Annotated in this window: 11 protein-coding genes and 1 pseudogene; 7 read left to right on the forward strand and 5 right to left on the reverse strand. The window is 72.3% G+C overall.

The window, feature by feature from the left end:
* Nucleotides 1-118: 118 nt before the first annotated feature.
* Genes AB5J55_RS06755 through AB5J55_RS06775 form a run of 5 tightly spaced genes read left to right on the forward strand, consistent with a single transcriptional unit; the run spans nucleotide 119 to nucleotide 4,553 of the window.
* Entirely contained in the window at nucleotides 119-1,417 is a 1,299-nt protein-coding gene (locus AB5J55_RS06755) for an MFS transporter (protein ID WP_369269785.1), read from the forward strand.
* A gap of 47 nt (nucleotides 1,418-1,464) precedes the next feature.
* Nucleotides 1,465-2,283, forward strand: a complete 819-nt coding sequence (locus AB5J55_RS06760) for a putative hydro-lyase (RefSeq protein WP_369276114.1) — start codon at nucleotides 1,465-1,467, stop codon at nucleotides 2,281-2,283.
* 31 nt (nucleotides 2,284-2,314) lie between these two features.
* Nucleotides 2,315-3,073, forward strand: coding sequence for a LamB/YcsF family protein (locus tag AB5J55_RS06765; protein WP_369269786.1), 759 nt, complete (start codon nucleotides 2,315-2,317; stop codon nucleotides 3,071-3,073).
* On the forward strand, nucleotides 3,070-3,687 hold the full coding sequence (locus tag AB5J55_RS06770) for an allophanate hydrolase subunit 1 (RefSeq protein WP_369269787.1): 618 nt from the start codon (nucleotides 3,070-3,072) through the stop codon (nucleotides 3,685-3,687). Before AB5J55_RS06765 ends, AB5J55_RS06770 begins: the two co-directional genes overlap by 4 nt.
* Nucleotides 3,684-4,553 (forward strand): biotin-dependent carboxyltransferase family protein, encoded by an 870-nt coding sequence (locus AB5J55_RS06775; RefSeq protein WP_369269788.1) that lies wholly within the window; start codon nucleotides 3,684-3,686, stop codon nucleotides 4,551-4,553. The genes AB5J55_RS06770 and AB5J55_RS06775 overlap by 4 nt, the downstream gene beginning before the upstream one ends.
* A 328-nt stretch (nucleotides 4,554-4,881) precedes the next feature.
* Here the strand turns inward: AB5J55_RS06775 and AB5J55_RS06780 are convergent.
* The 5 genes and pseudogenes from AB5J55_RS06780 to AB5J55_RS06800 form a co-directional block, all read right to left on the reverse strand.
* Nucleotides 4,882-5,712 (reverse strand): annotated as a pseudogene (locus AB5J55_RS06780) (SGNH/GDSL hydrolase family protein); the annotation flags it as partial.
* Complete coding sequence (locus tag AB5J55_RS06785) at nucleotides 5,709-6,932, reverse strand: glycosyltransferase (RefSeq protein WP_369269789.1); 1,224 nt, start codon at nucleotides 6,930-6,932, stop codon at nucleotides 5,709-5,711. The gene AB5J55_RS06785 and the pseudogene AB5J55_RS06780, both read right to left, overlap by 4 nt.
* Complete coding sequence (locus AB5J55_RS06790) at nucleotides 6,929-8,059, reverse strand: glycosyltransferase family 4 protein (protein ID WP_369269790.1); 1,131 nt, start codon at nucleotides 8,057-8,059, stop codon at nucleotides 6,929-6,931. The genes AB5J55_RS06785 and AB5J55_RS06790 overlap by 4 nt, the downstream gene beginning before the upstream one ends.
* A gap of 199 nt (nucleotides 8,060-8,258) precedes the next feature.
* Nucleotides 8,259-9,677, reverse strand: a complete 1,419-nt coding sequence (locus tag AB5J55_RS06795; RefSeq protein ID WP_369269791.1) for a HEAT repeat domain-containing protein — start codon at nucleotides 9,675-9,677, stop codon at nucleotides 8,259-8,261.
* A 300-nt stretch (nucleotides 9,678-9,977) separates the two neighbouring features.
* Nucleotides 9,978-10,370: an ankyrin repeat domain-containing protein gene (locus tag AB5J55_RS06800; protein ID WP_328429059.1), complete on the reverse strand. Its 393-nt coding sequence runs from the start codon at nucleotides 10,368-10,370 to the stop codon at nucleotides 9,978-9,980.
* Between the two features lie 318 nt (nucleotides 10,371-10,688).
* Here AB5J55_RS06800 and AB5J55_RS06805 point away from each other — a divergent pair, with 318 nt between their 5' ends.
* Together AB5J55_RS06805 and AB5J55_RS06810 are read left to right on the forward strand one after the other, a co-directional pair.
* Nucleotides 10,689-10,883, forward strand: coding sequence for a hypothetical protein (locus AB5J55_RS06805; RefSeq protein ID WP_004002760.1), 195 nt, complete (start codon nucleotides 10,689-10,691; stop codon nucleotides 10,881-10,883).
* A gap of 40 nt (nucleotides 10,884-10,923) precedes the next feature.
* On the forward strand, nucleotides 10,924-12,558 hold the full coding sequence (locus AB5J55_RS06810) for an ABC transporter ATP-binding protein (RefSeq protein WP_369269792.1): 1,635 nt from the start codon (nucleotides 10,924-10,926) through the stop codon (nucleotides 12,556-12,558).
* Nucleotides 12,559-12,580: the final 22 nt, after the last annotated feature.

The raw sequence follows: 12,580 nt of genomic DNA on the forward strand, positions 1-12,580 counted from the left end.
CCGAGAACGAGACAACAGGGGTATTGAAGGATCGTTCAACGATCCTCTACCTTGCTGCTCACCGTTCAGCTCCGTTCGGCTCAGTTCCGCACCCCCGTCCCCTCTCTGCGAGGTGCCCATGAGCACGACCCCTCCACCGCAGGCCCTGAAAGACACCCACACCCCGAGTGGCGAACGCGCCGACGACGACGGCGCGTTGGGCTGGCTGCGCGCCCTCGGCCCGCGCGGCCGCCGCGCCTTCGCGGGCGCTTTCGGCGGATATGCCCTGGATTCCTACGACTACTTCACCCTGCCCCTGAGCATGGTCGCGCTGGCGGCGTACTTCGGCCTGGACAGCGGCCAGACCGGCCTCTTCACCACCGTCACGCTCGTGGTCTCCGCGATAGGCGGCGCGCTCGCCGGAGTCCTGGCCGACCGGATCGGCCGGGTCAAGGCCCTGATGATCACCGTCATCACCTACGCGGTCTTCACCGTCGCCTGCGGTTTCGCCCCCAACTACGAGTGGCTGCTGGTCTTCCGCGCCCTCCAGGGCCTCGGCTTCGGCGGCGAATGGGCGGTCGGCGCGATCCTGGTCGCCGAGTACGCGAGCGCCAAGCACCGTGGCCGCACGCTCGGCGCGATCCAGAGCTCGTGGGCCGTCGGGTGGGCCCTGGCCGCGATCATGTACACCGTCGTCTTCTCGCTAGTGGACGACGACCTGGCCTGGCGCGTGATGTTCTGGACCGGCGCGCTGCCCGCGCTGCTCGTCATCTGGATGCGGCGCCGGGTGCACGACGCTCCCGAGGCTGTCGCCGTACGTGAACAGAGCCCCCAGAAGGGTTCGTTCGCGGCGATTTTCAAGCCCGGGCTGCTGCGTACGACGATCTTCGCCGGACTGCTCTCCACGGGCGTTCAGGGCGGCTACTACACCCTCGCCACCTGGGTGCCGACCTACCTGAAGACCGAGCGCGACCTGTCGGTCGTCGGCACCGGCGGTTATCTGACGTTCCTCATCTCGGGCGCCTTCATCGGCTATCTGACCGGCGGTTACCTCACCGACCGGCTGGGCCGTCGGCGCAACATCTGGCTGTTCGCACTGCTCTCGGCCGTCTGCATCATGGCCTACGCGAACATCCCCAGCGGCTCCAACACCCTGCTCCTGGTGCTCGGTTTCCCGCTCGGGTTCTGCATGTCGGCGATCTTCAGCGGCTTCGGCTCCTACCTGAGCGAGCTGTACCCGACGGCGGTGCGCGGTACGGGACAGGGCTTCACGTACAACACCGGCCGCGCGGTGGGCGCGGTCTTCCCCACCACGGTCGGCTTCCTGGCCGACAGCTGGGGCGTGGGCGGCGCGCTGGTCTTCGGTGCGATCGGCTACGCCATCGCCGCACTGGCCCTGCTCGGGCTGCCGGAGACGCGCGGGAAGGAGCTGGCGTGAAGCGCACGAAGGACCGTCCACTCACCCTGGAAGAAGACCGTCCGCCCATCCTCGCAGCGGACCGCCCGCTCACCCTCGTCGACGAGCACGCACGCGCGTGGAGCCCTCAAACGGCGCGCACTCGCTTCAGGGAGGGCCTCACGGGGCCCACGGCCGGGGTCGCCGCGGGGCACACCCAGGTCAACCTGATCTCGGTGCCCGCCGACTGGGCGTACGACATGCTGCTGTTCTGCCAGCGCAATCCCAAGCCCTGCCCGGTCCTGGACGTCACGGACGCCGGGTCCTGGACGACCGTCCTCGCCGACGGTGCCGACCTGCGCACCGACCTGCCGCGCTACCGGGTGTGGCGGGACGGCGAGTTGGTGGACGAACCGACGGACGTACGCGCGCACTGGCGCGACGACCTGGTGTCGTTCCTCATCGGCTGCAGCTTCACCTTCGAGTGGGCGCTGGCCGAGGCCGGCGTCCCGATCCGCCACGTCGAGCAGGGGCGCAACGTCCCGATGTACGTGACCAGCCGCCAGTGCCGGCCGGCGGGGCGGCTGCACGGCCCGATGGTGGTCTCCATGCGCCCGGTGCCGCCGGAGCACGTGGCGGCGGCACTGCGGGAGACCGGTCTCCTCCCGGCGGTGCACGGCAGTCCCGTCCACTGCGGCGATCCCTCGGCGCTGGGCATCGCCGACCTCGGCCGCCCCGACTTCGGCGATCCGGTCGAGGCCGAACCGGACGACATCCCGTTGTTCTGGGCCTGCGGAGTGACCCCGCAGGCCGCCGTGATGGCCTCGCGCCCGCCGTTCGCCATCACCCACGCACCGGGCCAGATGTTCCTGACCGACGCCCGCGACCAGCAGTACCGCATCGCCTGAGAAGTCACCCGACAGGAGAATCGACGGACCGATGACCTCCATCGACCTCAACGCCGACCTCGGCGAGGGCTTCGGCCGCTGGCAGCTCACCGACGACGAACGGCTGCTGTCGATCGTCACCAGCGCCAACGTGGCCTGCGGCTTCCACGCCGGGGACGCGGCCACCATGCGGCGGGTGTGCGAGCAGGCGGCCGAGCGCGGGGTACGGATCGGCGCCCAGGTCTCCTACCGGGACCTGGCGGGGTTCGGGCGACGCGCGATGGACGTGCCGCCCGCCGAGCTGGCGGCCGAAGTGGCGTACCAGATCGGCGCCCTGGCGGTCTTCGCGCGGGCGGCGGGCACGCGCGTGTCGTACGTCAAACCGCACGGCGCGCTCTACAACCGCGTTGTGCACGACGAGGAGCAGGCCGGCGCGGTCGTCGACGGTGTTCTCCTGGCGGACGCCTCGCTGCCCGTGCTCGGTCTGCCGGGCTCACGGCTGCTGGAGTTGGCCGCCAAGGCGGGGCTCCCGGCCGTCAAGGAGGCGTTCGCGGACCGCGCGTACACGGAGCAGGGCACGCTCGTGCCGCGCGGCCAGAAGGGCGCCGTGGTCACCGACCCGGAGGCCGTCGTGGAGCGCTCGGTGGGCCTGGCCCGCGCGGGAGTGGTCACCTCCCACTCCGGAGTTCCCGTGGAGGTACGCGCGCGTTCCCTGTGCCTGCACGGGGACACGCCCGGCGCCGTCGAGCTGGCCCGGCGGGTGCGGGCACGGCTGGAGGAGTCGGGCGTGCGGGTGGAGGCCTTCGTATGAGGGCGCTGCCCGTCGGCGACGACGCCCTGCTCGTCGAGGTGGCGTCGGGCGATGAGGCCCGGGCGCTGCACGCCGAACTGCTGCGCCGCCGCGCGGACGGCTCGCTGTCCGTCCGCGAGATCGTCCCCGCGGCCCGCACGGTCCTGCTGGACGGGCTCGCCGACCCGGCACGCCTGGCCTCCGAACTGACCACCTCCGAAGTGCCGCCCGCTCCCCCACGCGCGCGTGAGGTCGTCGAACTCCCGGTGCGCTACGACGGCCCGGACCTGGCCGACGTCGCCGCGCACTGGGGCGTCTCCCCGACCGAGGTGGCCCGCATCCACGCGGACACCGAGTTCAGCGTCGCCTTCTGCGGTTTCGCCCCCGGGTTCGGCTACCTGACCGGCCTGCCGCCGCGCTATGACGTCCCGCGCCGGGCCACGCCGCGCACGGCCGTCCCCGCCGGTGCGGTGGCGCTGGCGGGCCCGTACACGGGCGTGTACCCGCGATCGTCGCCGGGCGGCTGGCAACTGATCGGCACCACGGACACCGTGCTGTGGGACCACACGCGCGTGCCGGCCGCGCTGCTGTCGCCGGGCACGCGCGTGCGCTTCGTCCCGGTGGGGAGCTCATGACCGACCGCGCGCTGTTCGTCGTACGCGCCGGGGCGCTCACCACCGTGCAGGACCTCGGCCGGCCCGGGCACGCCCACCTCGGCGTGCCCCGCTCGGGTGCGCTGGACGGGCCGGCGGCGGCGCTGGTCAACCGGCTGGTCGGCAACGCCCCCGAGGCCGCCGTACTGGAGAGCACGCTCAACGGCTGTGCGCTACGTCCCCGTTCGACGGTGACCGTGGCGGTCGGCGGCGCGCCGTGCCGGGTCACGGTGGACGGACGACCGGTCGCCTGGGGTGCTGCGGTGCGCGTGCCCGCCGGTGCGCTTCTGGACGTCGGCGGGGCCATGTCCGGCGTACGGAGCTATGTGGCCGTGTCCGGCGGCATCGCCGTCGAGCCGGTCCTCGGCAGCCGCTCCACGGACCTGTTGTCGGGCCTCGGCCCACCGCCTCTCACGGACGGCACAGTGCTTCCCCTGGGCCGGCCGACGCAGCTGCACGCACACGTGGACGTCGCCCCGCAGCCGGCGCCCCCCTCCGAACTCGTCCTGCGGGTGACGCCGGGCCCGCGCGACGACTGGTTCACCCCGGCGGCCGTGCGTGCCTTCACCTCCCGCCCCTACCGCGTGTCCGCCGCGAGCAACCGCATCGGGCTGCGCACCGAGGGCCCCGCCCTGGAACGGGCGCTCACCCGCGAACTCCCCAGCGAGGGCGTGGTCCTCGGCGCGGTCCAGGTCCCGCCCGACGGCCGGCCGGTCGTGTTCCTTGCCGACCACCCGACGACGGGCGGCTACCCGGTGATCGCCGTCGTCCGCGCGGCCGACCTCCCGGCCGCCGCACAGGCGGTGCCGGGCACGCCGGTTCGCTTCGTGGCCGTACGCCGTCGCTGACGCCCGCCACGTACGCGTGCGCCGCACCCGCCTCAGGCAACCGCTACGCCGCCTCAGGTGCGGGCTGTGGCTCCTGGACCGAGCGCTGTCCGGGCACGGGCACCGACAGTCCCTCCGGCAGGCACAGGTGCTCGGGCATGGACCGACGATCGGGGACCAACCGATGCTCGGCCGCCGGTCGATGGTCGGACACCGGTCGATGGTCGGGCACCGGTCGATGGTCGGGCACCGCCGGATGCTCGGGCAACGCCACCGTGTCGGACCGCGACCCGTGACCGGCCGACGCCACCGACTCGGACACCGACGGGCGCCCGGCCAACGCCATCCCGTCCGGCATCGACAGCACGGCCAGCGCCCTGGACACCGACTGTGCCGCGCGCAGGTCGAGCCGATCGCTGGTGCCCTTCGCGCGGTGCCGCATCTCGACGGCGGCGAGGCGGATCAGCTGGGGCAGCAGGTCGTTGCAGCGCCGGATCATCCAGGCGGTACCCGCGGTGGCCAGCCACAGCAGGCTCGCCGACTTGGTGGGCGGCGGGAACTCGGGCTCGGGCGAGGGCCCCGTCTGTGTCGCGATGCCCCGGTGCGCAAGCATCGCGTGGAAGCGCAGGGCGATCTGCCGGTGCCCGCGCTCCCCGGGGTGCAGCCGGTCGGAGCTCCACATGGCGCGCTCCATGATCCAGGCGTCGTCGACCGCGTGCAGATGCAGTGCTCCGTACCGCTCGGACAACGTGTGGACCACCGTGTTGACGGCCCGCTGCCGACGAGCCAGCGGGTTGCCCAGGACCCCCGGCAGTCCCAGCATCGTGCCCGGGTCGGGCAGACATGCCGTGAGCACGGCCGTGCCCTGACGGGTGAAGGACGCGTAGACCTTGTCCAGGCGCTCGGCGATCTTCTCTATGTCGAAAGTGCTGCGCAGCGTGTCGTTGACGCCCACAAGGACGGACGCGACGTCGGGCCGCAGGGACAGCGCCGTCGGCAGCTGCTTGTCCAGCACGTCCCGCGTCTGTGCCCCGCTGACCGCGAGGTTGGTGAACTCGGCAGCCGGCTCGGACAGTCCGCCGGCGAGCAGCGCGGCCCAGCCGCGCCACCCGTTCCCCACGGGATCGCCCACCCCCTCGGTCAGCGAGTCCCCGAGAGCGACGTAGCGGAGCGGTCTCATGCCGCGCCCTCCGCACGGGCGAAGGGACGTACCGGCACCGCCGCTTCGTGCGCGGTGAGGAAGGCGTCCACCGCCGTGCCCCAGCCGAAGCACTCCGCACGCGCGCGTGCCGCCTCGCGGCGCTCGCGCTCGGGACGGTCGAGGAGCATCTCCACGGCGTCCGCGAAGGCGTCGCCGTTGTCCGTCGCGGTGGCTCCGGCGGAGCCGATCACCTCCGGCAGCGCGGAGGACGCGCTCGCCACGACAGGCGTGCCGCAGGCCATGGCCTCCAGCGCGGCCAGCCCGAACGTCTCGGCGGGCCCGGGGGCCAGGCAGACGTCGGCGGAGGCCTGCAGCGCGCCGAGCAGGCTGCGGTCGGCGACATGGCCGAGGAAGGTCACCGGAAGGTCGCGCTCCTGCGCCCGCTTCTCCAGGCCCGCCCGCAGGGGCCCGTTTCCGGCCACCACGAGTACCGCTCGCACGCCGCGCTGGCGCAGCGACTCCAGGGCGTCCAGCGCGGTGCCGGGCCGCTTCTCCACGGAGAGCCGGGAGCACATCACGAGCAGCTTCTCGTCCGCACGCGCGTGGGTCTCACGCAGCGCCGCGTCCCGCAGGGTGGGCCGCCGGTTCATCAGGTCGACGCCCAGCGGAGCCCGGACCACGTTGCGGGCGCCGATCCGTACGAACTCCCGCTCGGCGAACTCGGTGGTGCACACGACCTTCGAGTAGGTGTGGGCGGTACGGACGTTGAGGGCGTCGGCGGCCCGCCGGGACAGGTTCTCCGACAGACCCCAGGTGCGCAGCACACCGTCGGCGGTCTCGTGGGAGACCATCACGGCGCGGACCCGCGCGCGGCGGGCCCACTTGCCGGTCCACCGCAGCGTCGTCCGGTCGGAGACCTCCAGCCGGTCGGGGGCGAGCTCCTCCAGGAGGGCCGCGACCCGCCGCTTGTCGACGAGCACGCGGTAGCCGCCGGTGCCGGGCAGCATCGGGCCGGGCAGGGTGATCACGCGGCCCTGCTCGGTCTCGCAGTCGCCGTACTTCTCGCCCGGCACGATGAGCACGGGGTCGTGGCCCGCCAGCTTGAAGCCCTTGCCCAGCTCGCGCAGCGCAGTGCGCAGCCCCCCGGAGGCGGGGGCGACGAAGTTCGCCAGCCGGACGATGCGCAGCCCGGTGTTCGTCGACGGGTTCACGGACGGGTTGCTCGAGGAGTTCACCGAGGAGTTCACCGAAGAATTCATACCGCCACCGCCGGCCTCCGCGCCTTGAGCACGGCCTCGTAGTGGGCTATGAGCTGATCGCCGATGGCCGCCCAGGTGCGCCCATCGACCGTCGCGTGCCCGGCGGCCCCGTACGCGGCCCGCAGCGCCGGGTCGGCGACCAGGGAGCATACGGCGTCCCGTACGGCGTCGGCGTCGCGCGGCGGCACCAGCAGCCCGGTGCGGCCGTGGTCGACCAGGTCCAGCGGACCGCCGGCGGCCGGCGCCACGACGGGCACGCCGCTCGCCATGGCCTCCTGCACGGTCTGGCAGAAGGTCTCGAACGGACCCGTGTGGGCGAAGATGTCGAACGAGGCGAAGATCCGCGCGAGGTCGTCCCCGCCGCGGCGGCCCAGGAAGACCGCGCCGGGCAGCGCCTCGGCGAGCGCGGGCTGGCTCGGCCCGTCGCCGACGATCACGACCTTCACGCCCGCCAGGCCGCACACGCCGGAGAGCAGCTCGATGTGCTTCTCCGGGGCGAGCCGCCCGACGTATCCGACGATGACCTCGCCGTTCGGGGCGAGTTCCCGGCGCAGTTTCTCGTCGCGCAGCTCGGGGCGGAAGCGGGCGGTGTCCACGCCGCGTGCCCACAGCTTGAGCCGGGGCACCCCGTGGGCCTCGAGGTCGCTCATGGACGCGCTGGACGGGACGAGGGTGAGGTCGGCGGCGGAGTGGACGGACCTTATGCGCCGCCATGCCGCCGCCTCGCCGGCGCCCATGTAGGTGCGGGCGTATCCGGCCAGGTCGGTCTGGTAGACGGCGACGGCGGGGATGCCGAGCCGGGCGGCGGCGGCCATGCCGCGGACGCCGAGGACGAAGGGGCTGGCCAGGTGCACGATGTCGGGCTGGTGCTGGATCAGCGCGGCGGCCAGGCGCCTGCTGGGGAGCGCAACCCTGACCTGGGGATAGCCGGGGAGCGGAAGGGAGGGGACATGGACGACGGGGCAGGGCGCCAGGGCGGCGGCTGCCTTGTTCCCGGGAGCGGGAGCGGGTGCGACGACGAGGGGAGCGTGACCGCGGTCGACGAGGTGTCGGGCGGTCTGGAGCGCGCAGTGGGCCACGCCGTTCACATCGGGGGGAAAGGATTCGGTCACGATGACGACACGCATACCGGTGTTGTCGCCGTGCTGGACGTGGCCGCGTCAACGTGGATCTTTCCAAACAAGAAACGTCCCATGAGCGTTCCGCTCCGCGATCGAGCGGGTCAGGTTCCGGCCATGCACACCTGACCCGTCGGCCACCCCGAGTTCACCTTGCGGGCGGATCTCCGCGGACGTTCACCGTGCGATCACATGTCCCGGCCCCTGATCAGCCGGCGGTCGTGTCGGGTCCGATCCGGCTGCGTACGGCCGTCTGGACCTCGGCTTCCTCGGCCGGATCGGCGGCGAGCCGGCGCAGTCGCTCGACGACGCGCGTGTCACCGGTCTCGGCGTGCCGGGCGGCGATCTCGCGGGTGGTCTCCTCGCAGTCCCAGAGGCACTCGACGGCGAATCCCGAGGCGTAGGAGGGGTCGGTGGCGGCGAGGGCGCGAGCGGTGCGGCCCCGTAGATGGGAGGACGCCGTCTCGCGGTAGATATGACGCAGCACGGGGGCCGCGCAGGCGATGCCGAGCCGTCCGGTGCCGTCGACCAGGGTCCACAGGGTCGGGGCGTCGGGACCTTCGCCCCGTACGGCCTCGCGCAGCGCCGCCAGGACCAGGTCCTTGTCCTCGGCTCCTCCCAGGCAGGCGAGCATGCGTCCGGCGGCGGCGCCGAGCGGATCGGGCCGCCGGGCCCAGCCGCGCGCGCGGTCGATGGCAGCGACGCTGCGCATCCGCTCGAAGGCGTCGAGAGCCGACTCCACGACCGCGGATGTGCCGGTGATCACGGCTGCCTCGATCAGGTCGAGGGCATCGGGATCGTTGTTGTCGGCGAGGTAGCGCAGGGCGGTGCAGCGGGCTCCGTCGGTGCCGTCCTCGGCGGCGGCGACGATCTCGGGCCGGTCCTCGGGCCCGGCCACGGCCATGAGGCACCGCGCGGCGGGCACATGGAGCGCGGCTCCGCGCTCGAGGCCCTGCTGGGCCCATTCGAAGACCGCCTGCACGCTCCACCCCGGACGGGGCCCGGTAGGTCGCATCTGGCGCTGCCAGCGGTCGAAACAGCCGGCCTCGTGAGCGGCACGCACACGCGTGGCGATCGAGTCGCGCGGATCCTCGGCCCACAGCCGCCACGGCCGTGGCTCAAAAGCATCGCGTACGGCGGCGGCCAGCTCGGCCTCGCCCTCGGGATCGGCCGGGAACCGTGCCAGCACGGGCGCGGCGAGGGCACGCAGCCCCGCGTCGTCGTCCCTAAGCGCGAGTTCGTCCAGGGCCCAGGCCCAGTTGGAGCCCGAGGCGGCGTACCTGCGCAGCAGCGCGAGGGCGTCCAGCCGGCCGTACGAGGCGAGGTGGCCGAGGACGGCCAGGGCCAGCCCGGTGCGTGACTCCTCGGTGTCGAGGGCGTCCTCGACGTCGAAGAGGTGGGCCTCGATCTCGTCCAGCTCGCCGTTCAGGTCGAGGTAGAGACGGGCGTAGTACAGGGAGCGGTTCTCCACCTGCCAGTCGTGGCGGGGGTCCCGCAGTACACAGTGGTTCAGGGCCGCGAGCGCTTCGGCGCGCGGGGCGGTGAGCGCGTGCAGTGTGCCGTCGCCGCGGCCCCGCTGGAGCAGGCCGAGCAGCGTACCGCTGGGCGCTATGACCGGTTCGAACATGGGAAACAGCCTCACATCAAGCGTCGACGCAACCGGGGTTCTTGCTTCACCTGGCCGCGTGACAACACGTCGGGGCGCCCGCCGTTTCCTGCTTGCTGTAGACCATCTTCCTCTGCCTCTCGTCGGTGGCCCATGCGGACCGATCACGGCCCGCGCGGTGCGGCAACACCTGCCCAGCCATCGCGTCCGTGAATCACGACGTCATGATGACTCGGCACTTCCATCTGCCGCGACCGAAATTTCGGCGGCCCTGTACCGCCTCCCCCGTTTTCTGCGTTTTCGCTGGTCAGAACATTCGGATCAGTGTGCGCCGAACAGTTCGAGCAGTTCCGTCTTGGCGAACATCCGGGCCGTGTCGACGGCCGACGGCGTTCCGGAGGCGGGGTCGGCGCCGCCCTCAAGCAAGGCCTTGATCACTTCCGTCTCACCCTTGAAGACGGCACCGGCGAGCGGCGTCTGCCCCCGGTCGTTGACGTGGTCGGCCTCGGCACCCCGGGCGAGCAGGGCGCGCACCGCCTCGGCGTGACCGTGATAGGCGGCGAGCATCACGAGGGAGTCGCCGCGGTCATTGGTGAGGTTGGCCGGAACGCCCGCGTCGACATACGCCACGAGCGCCTCGGTCTGCCCCTGCCGGGCCAGATCGAAGATCTTGGTCGCCAGCTCCACGACCTCTGGGTCGGGGGCATCAGTCATCGGCCGGACCGCCTCTCACTACGTACACGGGGACTGCGGGAACTGCTGGGAACACGGGTACGGCCGCGAGCGGTGCTCGGCCGTACGAGTGATTCGCCAGGGTACTGGCTCGCGCGGCACATGACCTGATGCGCTCGCGGCAAAGATCATCGCAGACACGGCCGGACGCAACACCCAAGCTCATCCGCCTCAGGACACTCCGCCAACAGGGGGAAATCTGACGAATTTCACCCAGTTGCACCTTTTATCGTATAGATACATCCTGTGAGCCTGGAAGTACTCATGGTGACTGTCCCCACCAAAACCAGGAGCACTCACATGATCCTCTCCATCTCAGGCGTCGTTCTGCTCGGCATCGTCGTCTTCATCTTCTTCCGCAAGGACGGGCTGAAGGCGTCGCACGCCCTGATCTCGGCCCTGTTCGGCTTCTATCTGGCAAGCACGGCCATCGCCCCGAGCATCAAGGCCGGCGGCGAGAGCCTGGCGAGCCTGCTGGGCGGCATCCAGTTCTGACGCCGCCCCACCCGCCCGTACGCACCTGTAGGAGACAGCAGTGGCCCGCCGCCCCCTCCCCCGCATCCTGAGCACAGGCAGCGCGCAGATCACCCGAAGCCGGGAACTGGCCCGGGCGCAGTTCGCCCGTAGCCGGGAGCTGGCCCGGACGGCGGGCGACAGCGCCTCTGACGTCCTCCACCCACTGATCACGATCACCCGTGGTCTGCGCCGGCTGGCCTCGGCCGGGCGGCGCAAGTGGGCCGACACCCCCAAGGACAAACGCGGACCGCTGCTGTTCCTGGTGGCCTCGGTGATCCTGGTCGTGGCGCTGGTTCCGTACGGGCCGCTGCTCGCCGTCATCAGCCTGATGGCGGCGGCAGCCTGGCAGGGCCGGGACCGCAAGCCCTCGACGCCCGACGGACCCGACGAGTCCCAGACGGAGCGGCTGAGGGCGCTGTACGAGGCCCTGGTCCCGTACTTCTCGGCCGCCGAGGACCCGGCCCCGCTGTACACCCACGGCGGCGACTGGGAGAAGGCCTTCCCGGAGTTCGCGTTCGACGGCACGGGCCGCGTCAGCAGCCTGCTGATCCGGTACCCGGCCTACTTCACCGACGGCGAGGCGGAGTCCCGCGCGCGGATCGAGCACCTGCTGACCGCGAAGTCCGGCCGCGGCCGTGAGTACCACTTCGCCTGGGACGAGGAGGGCAACGAGCTGACGGTCACCGTCCTGGCCGCACTGCCCACCGACATCGCCGCACAGCGCTTCGTCACGACCCCCGGCGAGACCGTCCTCGGCTTCACCGACCCCACCCACGTCCAGCGCACGCTCCCGCTCACCCACGGCGTCGAGCAGCGCGACGTACCGCCGGTCGTCTGGCGCACCGGCCTCCGCTCCACCGAGCCCCATCTGCTGGTCATGGGCCAGCCCGGCAGCGGCACCTCGACCCTGCTGCGCTCGATCGCCCTGCAGGCCCTGCAGTACGGCGACGTCGTCATCGTCGAGGGCGGCAGCACCGGCGAGTACGCCTGCCTGATCGGGCGCGACGGCGTCCTGGCGGTCGAGTGCGGGCTGTCGGGGGCGCTGGCGAGCGTGGAGTGGGCGGCGACGGAGACGGAGCGGCGCCTGATCGCCGTGAACCGCGCACGTCAGGCGGGCAACCCGCCCCCGGACGACACCAAGCGCCCGCTGTGGATCCTCCTGGACCGCCCGACCGCGTTCACCCACCTCGCCGCGGCGGACCACCGCAAGGACCCGCAGTCCCTGCTCCAGGTCCCGCTCAGGCATGGCCGCGCGGTAGGCGTCACGGTGGTCGTGGCCGAGCAGTGGGACGCCATGGACGCCCTGTCCGAAGCGGTACGACAGCACACACGCGCGCGTGTCGTGCTCGGCCCCGCGACGGCGGAGCAACTCCGGACCGTCCTGGGCGCTCCCCCGCACACCACCCCGGTCGCCGACGTCCCACCCGGCCGCGGCTACGCCCGCCTCGGCGCGGGCCCCGTCCACCGCCTCCAGGTGCCGGCGACCCCGGACCCGTACGACGACGCAACGAGCGACGCCCACCGGCAGGCGGTACTGGACCTGCTGCCGGAGCGGACGACGCCGGTGGAGGCGGAGGCACTGCCGAAGCTGGAGAAGCCGGAACAGCAGCCGGAGCCGGTACCCGCGGAAGCAGTGGTGGCCGAGACTTCGTAGGAGCCGACACAGCGGACGCGAA

It is taken from the genome of Streptomyces sp. R11 (assembly GCF_041051905.1).
Classification (GTDB): domain Bacteria; phylum Actinomycetota; class Actinomycetes; order Streptomycetales; family Streptomycetaceae; genus Streptomyces.